A 16550-nucleotide genomic window follows, 5' to 3' on the forward strand; every position below is an offset into this window, starting at 1 on the left:
GTACCAGGTACCACAGCGGGCGTACGGGCACTGTGCCCGTACGGCTTTCATGACGACGGGGGCGGCTCCGTGGAACCGCCCCCGCGGCCAAATATCTTAGTACTGCTCGGTCTCGGCGAAGTGCGAGTCGTCGAGGTCGTCGGCGCCGAAGGCGTCGGCGGCGGCGGTCGGGTCGAACCCGGGCGGGCTGTCCTTGAGGGCCAGGCCCATGCCGGCCAGCTTCGCCTTGACCTCGTCGATCGACTTCGCACCGAAGTTGCGGATGTCGAGCAGGTCGGCCTCGGAGCGGGCGACGAGCTCACCCACGGTGTGGATGCCCTCGCGCTTGAGGCAGTTGTAGGAGCGGACGGTGAGTTCCAGCTCCTCGATCGGCAGCGCCAGGTCGGCGGCCAGGGCGGCGTCCGTCGGGGACGGGCCCATGTCGATGCCCTCGGCGTCGATGTTCAGCTCGCGGGCGAGGCCGAACAGCTCCACCAGGGTCTTGCCGGCCGAGGCCATGGCGTCGCGCGGACGCATGGCGGGCTTGGTCTCGACGTCGACGATCAGCTTGTCGAAGTCGGTCCGCTGCTCGACACGGGTGGCCTCGACCTTGTAGGTGACCTTCAGCACCGGGCTGTAGATCGAGTCGACCGGGATGCGGCCGATCTCCTGGCCGGAGGCCTTGTTCTGGACGGCGGAGACGTAGCCGCGACCGCGCTCGACGGTCAGCTCCATCTCCAGCTTGCCCTTGCCGTTCAGGGTGGCGAGGACCAGCTCGGGGTTGTGCACCTCGACACCCGCCGGCGGGGCGATGTCGGCGGCGGTGACGACACCCGGGCCCTGCTTGCGCAGGTACATCACGACCGGCTCGTCGTGCTCCGAGGAGACGACCAGCTGCTTGATGTTGAGGATGAGGTCGGTCACGTCCTCCTTGACGCCCGGCACGGTGGTGAACTCGTGCAGGACGCCGTCGATGCGGATGCTGGTGACAGCGGCACCCGGGATCGACGACAGGAGCGTGCGGCGCAGAGAGTTGCCGAGGGTGTAGCCGAAGCCCGGCTCCAGCGGCTCGATCACGAACCGCGAGCGGAACTCGTCGACGACCTCTTCGGTCAGCGAGGGACGCTGAGCGATAAGCATGGGGGATGTTCCTCCAGTTGTCTTCGGCACCCACTATTTGATGCCGACAGCACCAAGCGTACGGGCTCCCGCGAGCAGCGACTAATCACTACGTGGGAGCCCGTACGAGGTTTACAGCGTTACCCGCACGCCCGAAGGCGCTGCGTCAGACGCGGCGACGCTTCGGCGGACGGCAGCCGTTGTGCGGGGTGGGGGTGACGTCCTGGATCGAGCCGACCTCCAGGCCGGTGGCCTGGAGCGAGCGGATCGCGGTCTCGCGGCCGGAGCCCGGACCCTTCACGAAGACGTCGACCTTGCGCATGCCGTGCTCCTGCGCGCGACGGGCAGCGGCCTCGGCGGCCATCTGCGCGGCGAACGGGGTGGACTTGCGCGAGCCCTTGAAGCCGACGTGGCCGGCGGAGGCCCAGGAGATCACGTTGCCCGCGGGGTCGGTGATCGAAACGATGGTGTTGTTGAACGTGCTCTTGATGTGCGCGTGGCCGTGAGCGACGTTCTTCTTTTCCTTGCGGCGGATCTTCTTCGCGCCGGCAGCCTGACGACCCTTGGGGGGCATAAGTCTGTTCTCCTACTGAGGTGGTCGGTCCGCTGACCCGCGGGCCGGAGGGATGTCCGGTGACGGGACGGACTACTTCTTGCCCGGCTTCTTCTTACCGGCGATCGCGCGACGCGGGCCCTTGCGGGTACGCGCGTTGGTGTGGGTGCGCTGGCCGCGGACCGGCAGGCCGCGGCGGTGACGCAGACCCTCGTAGCAGCCAATCTCGACCTTGCGGCGGATGTCGGCGGCCACCTCACGGCGGAGGTCACCCTCGACCGTGTAGTTGGCGTCGATGTACTGGCTCAGCTTGACGAGGTCTTCCTCGGAGATGTCGCGAACGCGGACATCCGGGTTGACACCGGTCTCGGCCAGGGTCTGCTGGGCGCGGGTACGGCCGATGCCGTACACGTAGGTGAGGGCGATCTCGATCCGCTTCTCACGGGGGAGATCAACGCCGGCGAGGCGTGCCATCAAAGGCTCCTGTGGTTCTTCAGAGGTCTTGCGTGCTACCTACTCCGACACCTCACGGTGAGGGAGCCCCGGCCTCTGACCGGGGGTGGCAGTCCGCCCGTTGCGGAACGGATCGGGTAGCCCGCTTATGACGTTTTCGCGTCGCGCGAAGTACTACGAGAAATGCTGGGGAGAGATCAGCCCTGGCGCTGCTTGTGGCGCAGGTTGTCGCAGATCACCATGACCCGGCCGTGGCGGCGGATCACCTTGCACTTGTCGCAGATCTTCTTGACGCTCGGCTTGACCTTCATGTTCAGGTTCTCCGGGTCTAGATCTGACGTTCTTACTTGTAGCGGTAGACGATCCGGCCGCGCGTGAGGTCGTAGGGGCTGAGCTCCACGACGACCCGGTCGTCCGGCAGGATGCGGATGTAGTGCATGCGCATCTTGCCACTGATGTGCGCGAGGACCTTGTGACCGTTCTGCAGCTCGACCTTGAACATCGCGTTCGGAAGAGACTCGATCACGGTGCCCTCGATCTCAATGGCGCCTTGCTTCTTAGCCATGAACTGCGAGATCCACCTTCCGGGACCGGCTACCGTATGCGGAACGCTCGTGCGAACCTGGGTTCACCCCAGCCCCGAGGGGAAGAGGGCGTGCTGAAGCACGCTACGAGTGAGCCGACGGTCCATCCTACGCCAGCGCGTCCGGTGGTCCAAAACCGGGGCCCGGAAGGCGGCGCCCGTCACACCGGCAGGTCAGACCCCGGTGGGGACGGCCAGCGGCTCGACGTGGGCGGTGCAGGCCGCGCAGCGGCGGGCGGCCACCGGTATCTCGGTCAGGCACTCGGGGCAGGGCCGCTTGGGGGTCATCGGCTTCTTGGGCAGGTAGCGCTCGGTGGCCTTGGTGATCGGCAGCACGACGCAGAAGTACAGCACCGCGGCGGTCATCACGAACGCGATCACCACGTTCAGGAACTGGCCGTACGGGAAGGTCACCCCGGCGACCGTCGCCTTGTACGCGCTGAAGTCGCCGGCCGCGCCGACCACCACACCGACCAGCGGCGTGAGGAAGGCCGACACGAAGCCGGTCACCACCCCCGTGAACGCGGCGCCGATGACCACACCGACCGCCATGTCGACGACGTTGCCGCGCATCATGAAGTCGCGGAATCCCTTGAGCACGTACTCTCTCCTGCTCGCTCGTAAGCCACTCGCTGCCCCTGCCAGCGGATAAAAATAGGACGAAAGCCCCGGAGGTCCAAACCTCCGGGGCCCTGATACCTCGTCGGGCGCGGCGCTCGGCGCCGCCCCGACTACGCCAGCGGGTCCGGAGCCGCGGTGATGCCCAGCTTGGCGAGTTCGGCCTTGCCGCCGTCGAAGGCGGTCAGCACCAGCGGACCCTGCTCGGTCACGGCCACCGAGTGCTCCCAGTGCGAGGCCCAGGTGCCATCGTTGGTGACGACCGTCCAGTCGTCCTCCAGCACGGTGGTGTGCGGGGTGCCCAGGGAGACCATCGGCTCGATCGCCAGCACGGTGCCGGGGACGAGCTTCGGGCCCTTGCCGCGGCCGCGCTCGACGTAGTTCAGCACGTGCGGCTCCATGTGCATCGCGGTGCCGATGCCGTGGCCGCCGTAGCCCTCGGTGATGCCCCACTTGCCCTTGGGCGGCAGCGGCTGGCGGCGGATGAACCCCTCGATCGCCTTGGAGACGTCGACCAGGCGGTTGTTCTTCTTCATCTGGGCGATGCCGGCCCACATCGAGCCCTCGGTCACCCGGCTCAGCATCTCCACCTCGGGGCGGACCTCGCCGACCGCGACGGAGATCGCCGCGTCGCCGTGCCAGCCGTCCAGGATGGCGCCGCAGTCGATCGAGATGATGTCGCCCTCCTGCAGCACCCGCTCACCGGGGATGCCGTGCACGACCTCGTTGTTCACCGAGGCGCAGATCACGCCGGGGAACCACAGACCGCCGTGGTGGGCGCGGAAGTTCGAGGTGGCACCGTGGTCGGTGATGACCTTGTCCGCGATGTCGTTGAGCTCCTGGGTGGTCACCCCGGGGGCGACCGCCTCGCGGCAGGCCTTGAGCGCCTCGGCGACGACCAGCCCGGCCGCTCGCATCTTCGCGATCTGCTCGGGGGTCTTGATCTCCACCATCAGGTCACGCCTTCCAAGTCCGGATTCCACTGCTACCACCGTACGACGCCGAAACGGCCGGGCTGCCCGCTCCTCGGGCGACCCGGCCGTTCACGCGTACTCCGCCGAGAGACTCAGCGGTCCTGCTTCAGCGCCTCGATCGCGCGCTGGGTGACCTCGTCCACCTTGCCGAGGGCCGGGATGGTCACCAGGAGGCCCTGCTCCTTGTAGTAACCGATGATCGGCTCGGTCTTGGAGTGGTACTCCTCCAGCCGGACCCGCACGGCCTCCTCGGTGTCGTCCGAGCGCTGGTACAGCTCGCCGCCGCACTCGTCGCAGACGCCCTCGACCTTCGGCGGGTTGTAGACGACGTGGAAGACGTGGGTGTCGTTCTTGCGGCACAGGCGACGGCCCGCGATCCGCTTGACGACCTCGTCCTCGGGGACCTCCAGGTCCAGCACTCCGTCCAGCTTGATGCCCTGCTCGGCGAGGAACTCGTCCAGCGCCTCGGCCTGGCCCAGGTTGCGCGGGAAGCCGTCCAGCAGGAAGCCGTTCGCGGCGTCCTCCTGGAGCATCCGGTCCTTGGCCATCCCGATGGTCACCTCGTCCGGCACCAGACGGCCACTGTCGATGTACGACTTCGCCTCGAGCCCCAGCGGGGTGCCCTGGCTGATGTTCGTACGGAACAGGTTGCCGGTGGAGATGTGGGGGATGGACAGGGTCACGGCAAGCAAGTGCGCCTGAGTGCCCTTCCCGGCCCCGGGAGGACCAACGAGGACGATACGCATCAGCGGAGGAACCCTTCGTAATTGCGCTGCTGGAGCTGGCTCTCGATCTGCTTCACAGTTTCGAGTCCGACGCCGACGACGATGAGCACGCTGGTGCCGCCGAACGGGAAGTTGGTCTGCTGTCCGAAGGCGACCAGGGCGATCATCGGGATCAACGCGATCAGGCCCAGGTAGAGCGAACCCGGCCACGTGATTCGGGTCAGCACGTAGTTCAGGTACTCGGCCGTCGGCCGGCCGGCCCGGATGCCCGGGATGAAGCCACCATACTTCTTCATATTGTCGGCAACTTCTTCGGGGTTGAAGGAGATGGCGACGTAGAAGAAGGCGAAGAAGACGATCAGCAGGAAGTACGTCGCCATGTAGATCGGGTGGTCACCCTTGACGAAGTTCTGCTTGATCCACACCGCCCAGCCGGCCTGGCTGTTGGTGAGCTGGACCACGAGGGCCGGGATGTACAGCAGCGACGAGGCGAAGATGACCGGGATGACACCGGCCTGGTTCACCTTGAGGGGGATGTACGTCGAGGTGCCGCCGAACGCCCGGCGGCCGATCATGCGCTTCGCGTACTGGACCGGGATCCGGCGCTGGGCCTGCTCGACGAAGATGACCAGCATCACGACGATGACGCCGACCGCGATGACGGAGAGGAACTCGACCCAGCCGCCGCCGATGGTGCCGGACTGCTTGATGGCCCACATCGAGGTCGGGAACTGCGCGGCGATCGAGGTGAAGATCAGCAGCGACATGCCGTTGCCGATGCCGCGGTCGGTGATCAGCTCGCCCAGCCACATGATGACCGTGGTGCCGGCGGTCATCGTGACGACCATGACCGCGATCCGGAACACCGAGGTGTCGGGCACGATCTGGTTGGCCAGCGGGCAGCCCGAGAACAGCGCACCGCTGGAGGCCGTCGCCACGATGCCGGTGCCCTGGAGCACGGCGAGCGCGATGGTCAGGTAGCGGGTGTACTGGGTGATCTTCGCGGTGCCTGCCTGCCCCTCCTTCTTCAGTGCCTCGAGTCGCGGGATCACGACGGTGAGGAGCTGGAGGATGATGCTCGCCGTGATGTACGGCATGATGCCGAGCGCGAAGATCGTCAACTGGAGGAGCGCGCCACCGCTGAACAGGTTGACGAGCCCGAACAGGCCGTTGTTCTTGGTGTCCTTCACACACTCGTTGACGGCCGTGAAGCTCACGCCCGGGATCGGAATGTGCGAGCCCAGCCGGAACAGCACCATGATGCCCAGCGTGAACAGCAGCTTCTTGCGCAGGTCGGGCGTCTGGAACGCCCGCGCGAACGCACTGAGCACGGTGCCTCCTGCGCCTCCCGCGCGTCGTCGGCGGGAGGGTCGGTCCTGAATGGGGAGTTTGCGGTTCGGGCTCCCGTACAGACGGCACAGGCGAGCCTACGCGCAGCCTACAAGGGAACTCCACGGACTCTAACAGTGCGCGGCCACTCGGAAGAAGCGCGTACGGCCCCTCCCCCACTCACGGGGTACGGGATGCCCGGGTTTGCCACACAAAAGAACGAGGGCCCCGGCGCGGGCGCGGCGGCTCCCGCGGAAATCGCCCGGAAAAGCGCGAGCCCCGCACCTCCCGGAGGAGGTGCGGGGCTCGAAGCCGGGTGTCAGCGGACTCAGACGAGCTCGGTGACGGTACCGCCGGCGGCCTTGATCTTCTCGGCGGCCGAGCCGGAGACGGCGTCGACCGTCACCTGCAGGGCGACCGAGACCTCGCCGGTGCCGAGCACCTTGACGAGGGAGTTCTTGCGGACCGCGCCCTTCGCGACCAGGTCCTCGACCGTGACCTCGCCACCCTGCGGGTAGAGCTCGGCCAGCTTGTCGAGGTTGACGACCTGGAACGTGATCTTGAACGGGTTCTTGAAGCCCTTCAGCTTCGGCAGGCGCATGTGGAGCGGCATCTGGCCACCCTCGAAGCGCTGCGGAACCTGGTAGCGGGCCTTGGTGCCCTTGGTACCACGACCGGCGGTCTTGCCCTTGGAGCCCTCACCACGACCCACGCGGATCTTGTCGGTCTTGGCACCCGGGGCGGGACGCAGGTTGTGGATCTTGATCGGGTTGTCGCCCATGATCAGTCCACCTCCTCAACCGTCACCAGGTGACGGACCGTGTGGGCCATCCCGCGGATCTCGGGACGGTCCTCCTTGACCACCACGTCGTGCATGCGCTTGAGACCAAGCGAACGCAGGGTGTCGCGGTGGTTCTGCTTGCTGCCGATGTACGACTTGGTCTGCGTGATCTTCAGGCGAGCCATCAGGCGCTCACCCCGGCAGCACGAGCCCGCAGCAGGGCGGCGGGAGCCACGTCCTCCAGCGGCAGGCCACGGCGGGCGGCGATCTCCTCGGGGCGCACGAGGCCCTTCAGAGCGGCCACGGTGGCGTGCACGATGTTGATCGCGTTGTCCGAGCCGAGCGACTTCGACAGGATGTCGTGAATGCCGGCGCACTCCAGGACGGCACGCACCGGACCACCGGCGATAACACCGGTACCGGGGGCGGCGGGCTTCAGCAGCACGACGCCGGCGGCCTTCTCACCCTGGATGGGGTGCGGGATGGTGCCCTGGATACGGGGGACGCGGAAGAAGTTCTTCTTGGCCTCCTCAACACCCTTGGCGATGGCGGCCGGAACCTCCTTCGCCTTGCCGTAACCGACACCCACGGTGCCCTCGCCATCGCCCACCACGACGAGCGCGGTGAAGCTGAAGCGACGGCCACCCTTGACAACCTTGGCGACACGGTTGATCGCGACGACGCGCTCGACGTAAGCGGTCTTCTCGACAGCCTGGGCGTTGCCCTGACCGTCACGCTTACGGTCGCGCCGCTCGCCACCCGTGCCGCGACCGGCGCCGCCTTCGCGGCGCTGGGGTCCAGCCATTGGAATTACCTCTCTCGTTTACGTCCGTCGACAGAGTCGACGAGCGGCTTAGAAGTCGAGCCCGGCCTCGCGAGCCGCGTCCGCCAGGGCGGCGATGCGGCCGGCGTACCGGTTGCCCGCGCGGTCGAAGACGACCGACTCGATGCCGGCGGCCTTGGCGCGCTCGGCGACCAGGCTCCCGACCTTCTTGGCCAGCTCGGTCTTGTCGCCCTCGGTGCCCTTGATGGACACGTCGAGGGTGGACGCCGACGCCAGGGTGTGACCCTTGGCGTCGTCGATGACCTGGGCGACCATGTGACGGTTCGAGCGCGTCACGACGAGACGCGGACGCACCTCGGTGCCGACGACGCGCTTGCGAACGCGGATCGCGCGGCGCTTGCGAGCGGCGCTCTTGTAGGCGTTGCCCTTGCCGATCTTGACAGAGACGCTCATCGCTTACTTACCACTCTTTCCGACCTTGCGGCGGATGACCTCGCCCGCGTACTTGACGCCCTTGGCCTTGTACGGGTCGGGCTTGCGCAGCTTGCGGATGTTCGCGGCGATCTCGCCGACCTTCTGCTTGTCGATGCCGTCCACGTGGAACTTGGTGGGCGACTCGACGACGAAGGAGATGCCCTCCGGCGCCGTGACCAGGATCGGGTGGCTGTAGCCGAGCGAGAACTCCATGTCGGAGCCCTTCGCGTTCACGCGGTAGCCGACACCGCTGATCTCCAGCGACTTGCGGTAGCCCTGGGTCACGCCGGTGATCATGTTCGCCACCAGCGTGCGGGTCAGGCCGTGCAGGGCCTTCGAGCGACGCTCGTCGTTCGGGCGGGTGACGAGCACGGTGCCGTCCTCGCCCTTGCCGATCTCGATCGGCTCAGCGACGACGTGGGTGAGGGAGCCCTTGGGGCCCTTCACCGAGACCGTCTGGCCATCGATGGTGACGTCCACGCCAGCGGGGACCTGGATGGGCAGCCGTCCAATACGCGACATTGCTGTACCTCCGTTTCCCGAATTACCAGACGTAGGCGAGAACTTCTCCGCCTACGCCCTTCTTGGCGGCCTGCTTGTCGGTCAGGAGGCCGGAGGACGTGGAGATGATCGCCACGCCCAGGCCGCCGAGCACCTTCGGCAGGTTGGTGGACTTTGCGTAAACGCGCAGACCCGGCTTGCTGATGCGCTTGATGCCGGCGATGGAGCGCTCACGGTTGGGGCCGAACTTGAGCTCGATGGTCAGCTTCTTGCCGACCTCGCCCTCAGCGGGCTCCTCAACCTTGTAGGAGGAGATGTAACCCTCCTGCTGCAGGATCTCGGCGACGTGCGCCTTGATCTTGCTCGACGGCATCGCGACAGAGTCGTGGTACGCCGAGTTCGCGTTGCGCAGACGCGTGAGCATGTCTGCGATGGGGTCGGTCATGGTCATGATGGCCTCAGGCCTCTCTCGCCGTGGTTTCTCCGCGCCAGGTCCCCCTGTCGCACTCTTCCGAGTGCGCCAAGGGCACAAGCGCAGGGGACCTGCGACGTAGTAAGACTGGGTGCGAGCCCTCCCAGAAGAGGGCCACGGACATCCATGGGGAAGCCGCGGCAGGGGGCCCGACCCCACTACCCTACGGGACTCCGTACGGCAGGCCCAAAACGGGCCGCTGTGGGATCGGGCACCTCTGCTTCGCTAGCGGTGCCTAGAGCGCTGGATTACCAGGAGCTCTTGGTCACGCCCGGCAGCTCGCCGCGGTGCGCCATCTCACGGAGGCACACACGGCACAGGCCGAACTTGCGGTACACCGAGTGCGGACGGCCGCAGCGCTGGCACCGGGTGTAGGCCCGGACGCCGAACTTCGGCTTACGCTCGGACTTCGCGATGAGGGACTTCTTCGCCATTGGCTCACGCCTCCTTGAACGGGAAGCCCAGAGCGCGCAGGAGCGCCCGGCCCTCGTCGTCGGTCTGAGCGGTGGTCACGACGGTGATGTCCATACCGCGCTGACGGTCGACCTTGTCCTGGTCGATCTCGTGGAACATGACCTGCTCGGTCAGACCGAACGTGTAGTTTCCACGGCCGTCGAACTGCTTGGGGGAGAGGCCACGGAAGTCACGGATACGCGGCAGAGCCAGCGACACCAGACGGTCCAGGAACTCCCACATGCGGTCACCACGGAGGGTGACGTGGGTGCCGATCGGCTGGCCCTCGCGCAGCTTGAACTGCGCGATGGACTTGCGAGCCTTGGTCACGGCCGGCTTCTGACCGGTGATCGCGGTCAGGTCGCGGATCGCGCCCTCGATCAGCTTGCTGTCACGGGCGGCCTCGCCGACACCCATGTTGACCACGACCTTGACCAGGCCGGGGATCAGCATGACGTTCTCGTACGAGAACTGCTCCTGCAGCTGGCCCTTGATCTCGGAGTTGTAACGCTCCTTGAGGCGGGGGGCCACCTTCTCAACAGTCGTCTCAGACATCAGATGTCCTCACCGGTCCGCTTGGCAACGCGGATCTTGTTGCCCTGGTCGTCGAAGCGGTAACCGACGCGGGTGACGACCTTCTTGCCGTCCTTCTCCACGACCAGCTGGACGTTGGAGACGTGCACCGGGGCCTCGACGGTCACGATGCCACCCTGGGTACCGGGACCCGGCTTGGTGTGCTTCTTGACCCGGTTGACACCCTCGACCAGGACCTTGTTCTCAGCCGGCATGGCCTGGATGACCTTGCCCTGCTTGCCCTTGTCCTTGCCGGTGATGACCTGGACCAGGTCACCCTTCTTGATCTTCATGCTGTTCGCCATGGTCAGAGCACCTCCGGCGCCAGCGAGATGATCTTCATGAACTTCTTGTCGCGCAGCTCGCGGCCCACCGGGCCGAAGATACGGGTACCGCGGGGGTCACCCTCGGTGTTCTTCAGCACGACAGCAGCGTTCTCGTCGAAGCGGATGTACGAGCCATCCGGACGACGGCGCTCCTTGACGGTGCGGACGACGACGCACTTGACGACGTCGCCCTTCTTCACCGAGCCACCGGGGATCGCGTCCTTGACGGTCGCGACGATGACGTCCCCGATTCCGGCGTAGCGGCGACCGGAGCCACCGAGAACACGGATGCAAAGGATCTCCTTGGCACCAGTGTTGTCGGCAACACGCAGTCGCGACTCCTGCTGGATCACAGCTTTCTCCTGATCGTCAACGAGAGTCGACGGGCCGGCCGCTGCTCACATCGGCGTCCCCGGGGGGACCCGTTGCACATACGGCCGTACCTCATCGGCTTCGTTACTTGGCCTTCTCGAGGATCTCGACGACGCGCCAGCGCTTCGTCGCGGACAGCGGGCGGGTCTCCGCGAGGAGGACCCGGTCGCCCACGCCGCACGCGTTCTGCTCGTCGTGCGCCTTCAGCTTGTTCGTACGGCGGATGACCTTGCCGTACAGAGCGTGCTTGACGCGGTCCTCGACGGCGACGACGACGGTCTTGTCCATCTTGTCGCTGACGACGAGACCCTCACGGGTCTTGCGGAAACCGCGCGTCTCGTTGGTGTTCTCAGTCATCAGGCGTTCTCCACCGTCTCGATGCCCAGCTCGCGCTCGCGCATCAGGGTGTAGATCCGCGCGATGTCCTTACGGACGAGCTTGAGCCGTCCGTGGTTGTCGAGCTGCCCGGTCGCCGCCTGGAAGCGGAGGTTGAACAGCTCCTCCTTGGCCTCGCGCAGCTTGGCAACGAGACCCTCGTTGTCCAGCGAGCGAAGCTCAGCAGCCTTGGTAGCGGCCGACATCAGCTCTCACCGTCCTCGCGCCGGACGATCCGGCACTTCATCGGCAGCTTGTGCGCGGCACGGGTGAGCGCCTCGCGAGCAACCTTCTCGTTCGGGTACGACAGCTCGAACATGACCCGACCCGGGTGCACGTTCGCGATCCACCACTCCGGCGAACCCTTACCGGAACCCATGCGGGTCTCGGCCGGCTTCTTGGTGAGCGGGCGGTCCGGGTAGATGTTGATCCAGACCTTGCCGCCACGACGGATGTGACGGGTGATCGCGATACGAGCGGACTCGATCTGACGGTTCGTCACGTAGGCCGGGGTCACGGCCTGGATGCCGAACTGGCCGAACGCCAGCTCGGTGCCACCCTTGGCAGCGCCACGGCGCTTCGGGTGGTGCTGCTTGCGGTGCTTGACCCGACGGGGGATCAGCATTGCGGTCAGGCCTCCGTTCCGGTGTTCTCAGCAGCCGGAGTCTCGGCCGCCGGGGCCGCGGGGGCCTCGGCAGCGGCGGGACGACGGCCACGGCCACCGCGCTCGCCACCACGGCGCTCGCCACCGCGGGCGGGACGACCACCCTCGGGACGGGCCGGGCGGTTGCCCGAGCGGGCAGCGGCGTTCTCAGCGCGGACCTCGGCGATGTTCTTGACGTCGCCCTTGTAGATCCAGACCTTCACGCCGATGCGGCCGAAGGTCGTCTTGGCCTCGAAGAAGCCGTAGTCGACGTTCGCGCGGAGGGTGTGCAGCGGCACGCGACCCTCGCGGTAGAACTCCGAACGGCTCATCTCGGCGCCGCCGAGACGACCGGAGCACTGGACCTTGATGCCCTTGGCGCCGGACTTCATGGTGCCCTGCATCGACTTGCGCATGGCACGACGGAAGGAGACGCGGGAGGACAGCTGCTCCGCGACGCCCTGAGCCACGAGCTGGGCGTCCAGCTCGGGGTTCTTGACCTCGAGGATGTTCAGCTGGACCTGCTTGCCGGTCAGCTTCTCGAGGTCGCCGCGGATGCGGTCGGCCTCGGTGCCACGACGCCCGATGACGATGCCGGGACGGGCGGTGTGGATGTCGACGCGGACGCGGTCGCGGGTGCGCTCGATCTCGACCTTGGAGATGCCGGCGCGCTCCATGCCCTTCGTCATCATGCGACGAATGGCGACGTCTTCCTTGACGTAGTCCTTGTACAGCTTGTCGGCGTACCAGCGGGACTTGAAGTCCGTGCTGATGCCGAGGCGGAACCCGTGCGGGTTAACCTTCTGGCCCATTACCGGGTCCCTTCCTTGCTGCTGACGACCACGGTGATGTGGCTGGTCCGCTTGCGGATCCGGTAGGCGCGGCCCTGGGCACGCGGACGGAACCGCTTCAGGGTCGGGCCCTCGTCAACGTACGCCTCGGAGATGTAGAGGTCGTCCACGTTGGAGTGGTTGTAGTTGTGCGCGGCGTTGGCAATGGCGCTGTCGAGCACCTTGCCGACCGGCACGGTGGCTGCCTGCGGAGCGAAACGCAGGACGGCCTGGGCCTCCGTGGCATTCATGCCACGGATGAGGTCCACCACGCGGCGGGCCTTCATGGGCGTCACGCGGATGTACCGCGCCTGAGCCCTGGCTTCCATGGTTGTCCCCTTAATGGAGTAAGTCATTGAGTCGTACTGGCGCTGAAAGCTCAGGCGCTTAGCGACGCTTCGACTTCCGGTCTTCCTTCACGTGGCCACGGAAGGTGCGGGTCGGAGCGAACTCGCCGAGCTTGTGGCCGACCATCGACTCGGTGACGAACACCGGGACGTGCTTGCGGCCATCGTGGACCGCGATCGTGTGACCGAGCATGCTCGGGGAGATCACGGAACGACGGGACCAGGTCTTGATGACGTTCTGAGTACCCGCCTCGTTCTGAGCGTCCACCTTCTTGATGAGGTGGCCGTCGATGAAGGGGCCCTTCTTGAGACTGCGCGGCATCTGACCTGCTCCTAGCGCTTCTTGTTGGTCTTGCGGCGGCGCACGATGAGCTTGTCCGACGCCTTGTTCGGGCGACGGGTACGGCCCTCGGGCTTACCCCACGGCGAGACCGGGTGGCGACCACCGGAGGTCTTACCCTCACCACCACCGTGCGGGTGGTCGATCGGGTTCATGGCGACACCACGCACGGTCGGGCGGACGCCCTTCCAGCGCATGCGGCCGGCCTTGCCCCAGTTGATGTTCGACTGCTCGGCGTTGCCGACCTCGCCGACAGTGGCGCGGCAGCGCGCGTCGACCAGGCGGATCTCACCGGAGGGCATGCGCAGGTGCGCCATCTTGCCCTCACGCGCCAGCAGCTGGATGCCGGAGCCGGCCGAGCGGGCCAGCTTGGCACCGCCGCCGGGACGCAGCTCCACCGCGTGGATGGTGGTACCGACCGGGATGTTGCGCAGCGGCAGGTTGTTGCCCGGCTTGATGTCGGCGCCAGCGCCGTTCTCGATCCGGTCACCCTGCGCGATGCCGCGCGGCGCGATGATGTAGCGCTTCTCGCCGTCCGCGTAGTGCAGGAGCGCGATGCGCGCGGTGCGGTTCGGGTCGTACTCGATGTGCGCGACCTTGGCCGGCACGCCGTCCTTGTCGTGACGACGGAAGTCGATCACGCGGTAGGCGCGCTTGTGACCGCCACCCTGGTGGCGAGCGGTGACACGACCGGCGTTGTTACGGCCGCCCTTGCTGTGCAGGGGGCGAACCAGCGACTTCTCCGGCGTGGACCGCGTGATTTCTACGAAGTCGGCCACGCTGGAGCCACGACGGCCCGGCGTAGTCGGCTTGTACTTGCGGATGCCCATTTGGCTCTCTCGTCCTCGTCCTAATCGACGATCACGATCTCCTTGTTCAGGAGACCGGACCACCGAAGATGTCGATGCGGTTGCCCTCGGCCAGCGTCACGATGGCGCGCTTGGTGTCCTTGCGCTTGCCAAAGCCCGTCTTGGACCGCTTGCGCTTGCCCTGACGGTTGATCGTGTTGACAGCCTCGACCTTGACCGAGAAGACCGCTTCGACGGCCTGCTTGATCTGGGTCTTGTTGGCGCCCGGCGACACGATGAACGTGTACTTGTTCTCGTCGAGAAGGCTGTAGCTCTTCTCGGAGATGACCGGCTTCACCAGGACGTCACGGGGGTCCGTGAACGTCTTGCTCGTAACGTCGCTCATCAGGCGGCGCTCCCTTCGAGCTCGCCCTCAGCGGCAACGGCCTTGGCGGACGCGGCCGGACCGGCCACGAAACGCTCGAAGGCGGCCTGGGTGAAGACCACATCGTCGGAGACGAGCACGTCGTAGGTGTTCAGCTGACCCGCGTCCAGGATGTGCACGTTCGGCAGGTTGCGAGCGGACTTGACGCCCAGCTCGTCCGAGCGCTCGACGACCAGGAGGACGTTCTTGCGGTCGGTGATCTTGCCGAACAGACCCTTGGCGGCCTTGGTCGACGGCGCCTCGGTCGCGGTCACGCCGGTGACGACGTGAATGCGGTTGTGGCGGGCCCGGTCGGTGAGCGCACCGCGCAGGGCGGCGGCGATCATCTTCTTCGGGGTCCGCTGCGAGTAGTCGCGCGGCACGGGACCGTGCACGACGCCACCGCCGGCGAACTGCGGCGCACGGGTCGAGCCCTGACGGGCGCGGCCGGTGCCCTTCTGGCGGTACGGCTTCTTGCCGCCACCGCGGACCTCGCCGCGAGTCTTGGTCTTGTGGGTGCCCTGACGGGCCGCAGCGAGCTGCGCCACGACGACCTGGTGCATCAGCGGAACGCTGACCTTCGCGTCGAAGATCTCGGCCGGCAGCTCGACGCTGCCGGTCTTGTCGCCAGCCGGCGACAGGATGTCAATGGTGCTCATTTCCTCACAGCCCCTTCGCCGCGGTGCGGACGAGGACGAGGCCGCCGTTCGGGCCCGGGACGGCGCCCTTGATGAGCAGCAGGCCCTTCTCCGCGTCGACCGCGTGCACGGTCAGGTTCTGGGTGGTCACACGCTCGTGGCCCATCCGACCAGCCATGCGCAGGCCCTTGAACACACGGCCCGGGGTGGCGCAGCCACCGATGGAACCGGGCGAACGGTGCTTGCGCTGGGTGCCGTGACCGGCGCCGAGACCACGGAAGTTGTGGCGCTTCATGACACCGGCGAAGCCCTTGCCCTTGGAGGTGCCGGTCACGTCGACCTTGACACCCGCCTCGAACAGCTCGGCGGTGATCTCCTGGCCCAGGGTGTACTCGGAGGCGTCCGAGGTACGGAGCTCGACCAGGTGACGGCGCGGGGTGACACCGGCCTTGGCGAAGTGGCCCGCGAGGGGCTTGTTCACCTTGCGGGGGTCGATCTCGCCGAAGCCGATCTGGACGGCGTCGTAGCCGGCCGGGCTGTCGGCGGTGTGGACCTGGGTCACGACATTCGGCCCAGCCTTGACGACGGTCACCGGGACGACCCGGTTGTTCTCGTCCCAGACCTGGGTCATGCCGAGCTTCTCGCCCAGGATGCCCTTAATCTGCTTAGCCATCTTCGGTGCGCCTCTCAGAGCTTGATCTCGATGTCGACGCCAGCCGGCAGGTCGAGACGCATCAGCGAGTCAACCGTCTTCGGCGTGGGGTCGAGGATGTCGATCAGACGCTTGTGAGTACGCATCTCGAAGTGCTCGCGCGAGTCCTTGTACTTGTGCGGCGAGCGGATGACGCAGTACACGTTCTTCTCAGTGGGCAGCGGCACCGGGCCCGCGACCTGCGCACCAGTACGGATCACCGTCTCGACGATCTTCTTCGCCGAGGAGTCGATGACCTCGTGGTCGTAGGCCTTGAGCCGGATGCGGATCTTCTGTCCCGCCATGGCTACTCAGTAGTCCTTCTGTCGTTAGTCACTGCACGAATCCCCGCCGACCCCCGCGCTCGGGCGTGTCGCACTCGCGCTTGCAAAAAACCGGCGAAGA

At 66.6% G+C, this 16550-nt stretch carries 30 protein-coding genes; all 30 read right to left on the reverse strand.

Going from position 1 to position 16550, the window contains the following annotated elements; translation table 11 throughout:
* Positions 1–96: 96 nt before the first annotated feature.
* Positions 97–1119 carry a DNA-directed RNA polymerase subunit alpha gene (locus ACZ4WV_RS03810; protein WP_049649049.1) on the reverse strand — a complete coding sequence of 341 codons (1023 nt, stop codon included), beginning with the start codon at positions 1117–1119 and terminating at the stop codon, positions 97–99.
* Between the two features lie 145 nt (positions 1120–1264).
* Positions 1265–1672 (reverse strand): 30S ribosomal protein S11, encoded by a 408-nt coding sequence (rpsK, locus tag ACZ4WV_RS03815; RefSeq protein ID WP_030232513.1) that lies wholly within the window; start codon positions 1670–1672, stop codon positions 1265–1267.
* Positions 1673–1744: 72 nt separating this feature from the next.
* Positions 1745–2125 carry a 30S ribosomal protein S13 gene (gene rpsM, locus ACZ4WV_RS03820; RefSeq protein WP_097237495.1) on the reverse strand — a complete coding sequence of 127 codons (381 nt, stop codon included), beginning with the start codon at positions 2123–2125 and terminating at the stop codon, positions 1745–1747.
* Positions 2126–2301: 176 nt separating this feature from the next.
* Positions 2302–2415, reverse strand: a complete 114-nt coding sequence (gene rpmJ, locus ACZ4WV_RS03825; protein WP_003956441.1) for a 50S ribosomal protein L36 — start codon at positions 2413–2415, stop codon at positions 2302–2304.
* Positions 2416–2447: 32 nt separating this feature from the next.
* On the reverse strand, positions 2448–2669 hold the full coding sequence (gene infA / locus ACZ4WV_RS03830) for a translation initiation factor IF-1 (protein WP_003956442.1): 222 nt from the start codon (positions 2667–2669) through the stop codon (positions 2448–2450).
* 192 nt (positions 2670–2861) lie between these two features.
* Positions 2862–3287, reverse strand: a complete 426-nt coding sequence (gene mscL, locus ACZ4WV_RS03835) for a large conductance mechanosensitive channel protein MscL (RefSeq protein WP_465742448.1) — start codon at positions 3285–3287, stop codon at positions 2862–2864.
* A gap of 131 nt (positions 3288–3418) precedes the next feature.
* Positions 3419–4258, reverse strand: a complete 840-nt coding sequence (map, locus tag ACZ4WV_RS03840; protein WP_465742450.1) for a type I methionyl aminopeptidase — start codon at positions 4256–4258, stop codon at positions 3419–3421.
* 113 nt (positions 4259–4371) lie between these two features.
* Positions 4372–5025, reverse strand: coding sequence for an adenylate kinase (locus ACZ4WV_RS03845; RefSeq protein WP_465742452.1), 654 nt, complete (start codon positions 5023–5025; stop codon positions 4372–4374).
* Complete coding sequence (secY, locus tag ACZ4WV_RS03850; protein WP_465742454.1) at positions 5025–6335, reverse strand: preprotein translocase subunit SecY; 1311 nt, start codon at positions 6333–6335, stop codon at positions 5025–5027. The genes ACZ4WV_RS03845 and secY overlap by 1 nt, the downstream gene beginning before the upstream one ends.
* 326 nt (positions 6336–6661) lie before the next feature.
* Entirely contained in the window at positions 6662–7114 is a 453-nt protein-coding gene (gene rplO / locus ACZ4WV_RS03855; protein WP_030280790.1) for a 50S ribosomal protein L15, read from the reverse strand.
* A gap of 2 nt (positions 7115–7116) precedes the next feature.
* Entirely contained in the window at positions 7117–7299 is a 183-nt protein-coding gene (gene rpmD / locus ACZ4WV_RS03860) for a 50S ribosomal protein L30 (RefSeq protein ID WP_030055835.1), read from the reverse strand.
* Positions 7299–7919, reverse strand: coding sequence for a 30S ribosomal protein S5 (gene rpsE / locus ACZ4WV_RS03865; RefSeq protein WP_030280788.1), 621 nt, complete (start codon positions 7917–7919; stop codon positions 7299–7301). The genes rpmD and rpsE overlap by 1 nt, the downstream gene beginning before the upstream one ends.
* Positions 7920–7967: 48 nt before the next feature.
* On the reverse strand, positions 7968–8351 hold the full coding sequence (rplR, locus tag ACZ4WV_RS03870) for a 50S ribosomal protein L18 (RefSeq protein ID WP_031063032.1): 384 nt from the start codon (positions 8349–8351) through the stop codon (positions 7968–7970).
* A 3-nt stretch (positions 8352–8354) separates the two neighbouring features.
* The gene (gene rplF, locus ACZ4WV_RS03875; protein ID WP_350743497.1) at positions 8355–8894 is read right to left on the reverse strand and encodes a 50S ribosomal protein L6; all 540 of its coding nucleotides are present in this window, start codon (positions 8892–8894) and stop codon (positions 8355–8357) included.
* Positions 8895–8916: 22 nt separating this feature from the next.
* A complete protein-coding gene (gene rpsH / locus ACZ4WV_RS03880) occupies positions 8917–9324 on the reverse strand; it encodes a 30S ribosomal protein S8 (RefSeq protein ID WP_207810340.1) in 408 nt (135 codons plus the stop codon).
* A gap of 269 nt (positions 9325–9593) precedes the next feature.
* On the reverse strand, positions 9594–9779 hold the full coding sequence (locus ACZ4WV_RS03885) for a type Z 30S ribosomal protein S14 (RefSeq protein WP_030055830.1): 186 nt from the start codon (positions 9777–9779) through the stop codon (positions 9594–9596).
* A 4-nt stretch (positions 9780–9783) separates the two neighbouring features.
* Positions 9784–10353, reverse strand: coding sequence for a 50S ribosomal protein L5 (gene rplE / locus ACZ4WV_RS03890; RefSeq protein ID WP_030280779.1), 570 nt, complete (start codon positions 10351–10353; stop codon positions 9784–9786).
* Positions 10353–10664, reverse strand: coding sequence for a 50S ribosomal protein L24 (gene rplX / locus ACZ4WV_RS03895; RefSeq protein ID WP_030263484.1), 312 nt, complete (start codon positions 10662–10664; stop codon positions 10353–10355). Before rplX ends, rplE begins: the two co-directional genes overlap by 1 nt.
* A 14-nt stretch (positions 10665–10678) precedes the next feature.
* Positions 10679–11050 carry a 50S ribosomal protein L14 gene (gene rplN, locus ACZ4WV_RS03900; protein WP_030232481.1) on the reverse strand — a complete coding sequence of 124 codons (372 nt, stop codon included), beginning with the start codon at positions 11048–11050 and terminating at the stop codon, positions 10679–10681.
* A 103-nt stretch (positions 11051–11153) separates the two neighbouring features.
* Complete coding sequence (rpsQ, locus tag ACZ4WV_RS03905) at positions 11154–11426, reverse strand: 30S ribosomal protein S17 (RefSeq protein WP_030280777.1); 273 nt, start codon at positions 11424–11426, stop codon at positions 11154–11156.
* A complete protein-coding gene (gene rpmC, locus ACZ4WV_RS03910; protein WP_030232478.1) occupies positions 11426–11650 on the reverse strand; it encodes a 50S ribosomal protein L29 in 225 nt (74 codons plus the stop codon). The genes rpsQ and rpmC overlap by 1 nt, the downstream gene beginning before the upstream one ends.
* Positions 11650–12069, reverse strand: coding sequence for a 50S ribosomal protein L16 (gene rplP, locus ACZ4WV_RS03915; RefSeq protein ID WP_030232476.1), 420 nt, complete (start codon positions 12067–12069; stop codon positions 11650–11652). Before rplP ends, rpmC begins: the two co-directional genes overlap by 1 nt.
* A 5-nt stretch (positions 12070–12074) precedes the next feature.
* Positions 12075–12899, reverse strand: a complete 825-nt coding sequence (gene rpsC / locus ACZ4WV_RS03920; protein ID WP_280696288.1) for a 30S ribosomal protein S3 — start codon at positions 12897–12899, stop codon at positions 12075–12077.
* Positions 12899–13246, reverse strand: a complete 348-nt coding sequence (gene rplV, locus ACZ4WV_RS03925; protein WP_030280773.1) for a 50S ribosomal protein L22 — start codon at positions 13244–13246, stop codon at positions 12899–12901. The genes rpsC and rplV overlap by 1 nt, the downstream gene beginning before the upstream one ends.
* A 58-nt stretch (positions 13247–13304) precedes the next feature.
* Positions 13305–13586: a 30S ribosomal protein S19 gene (gene rpsS / locus ACZ4WV_RS03930; protein ID WP_030280772.1), complete on the reverse strand. Its 282-nt coding sequence runs from the start codon at positions 13584–13586 to the stop codon at positions 13305–13307.
* A gap of 11 nt (positions 13587–13597) precedes the next feature.
* The gene (gene rplB, locus ACZ4WV_RS03935) at positions 13598–14434 is read right to left on the reverse strand and encodes a 50S ribosomal protein L2 (protein ID WP_030232466.1); all 837 of its coding nucleotides are present in this window, start codon (positions 14432–14434) and stop codon (positions 13598–13600) included.
* Positions 14435–14480: 46 nt separating this feature from the next.
* On the reverse strand, positions 14481–14798 hold the full coding sequence (rplW, locus tag ACZ4WV_RS03940; RefSeq protein WP_030280768.1) for a 50S ribosomal protein L23: 318 nt from the start codon (positions 14796–14798) through the stop codon (positions 14481–14483).
* Entirely contained in the window at positions 14798–15475 is a 678-nt protein-coding gene (gene rplD / locus ACZ4WV_RS03945; RefSeq protein ID WP_465742458.1) for a 50S ribosomal protein L4, read from the reverse strand. Before rplD ends, rplW begins: the two co-directional genes overlap by 1 nt.
* A 4-nt stretch (positions 15476–15479) precedes the next feature.
* Complete coding sequence (rplC, locus tag ACZ4WV_RS03950; protein ID WP_153460994.1) at positions 15480–16127, reverse strand: 50S ribosomal protein L3; 648 nt, start codon at positions 16125–16127, stop codon at positions 15480–15482.
* 14 nt (positions 16128–16141) lie between these two features.
* Positions 16142–16450 carry a 30S ribosomal protein S10 gene (rpsJ, locus tag ACZ4WV_RS03955; RefSeq protein ID WP_012785157.1) on the reverse strand — a complete coding sequence of 103 codons (309 nt, stop codon included), beginning with the start codon at positions 16448–16450 and terminating at the stop codon, positions 16142–16144.
* Between the last annotated feature and the right edge of the window lie 100 nt (positions 16451–16550).

The sequence above is a fragment of the Kitasatospora sp. NPDC029312 genome (assembly GCF_055569215.1).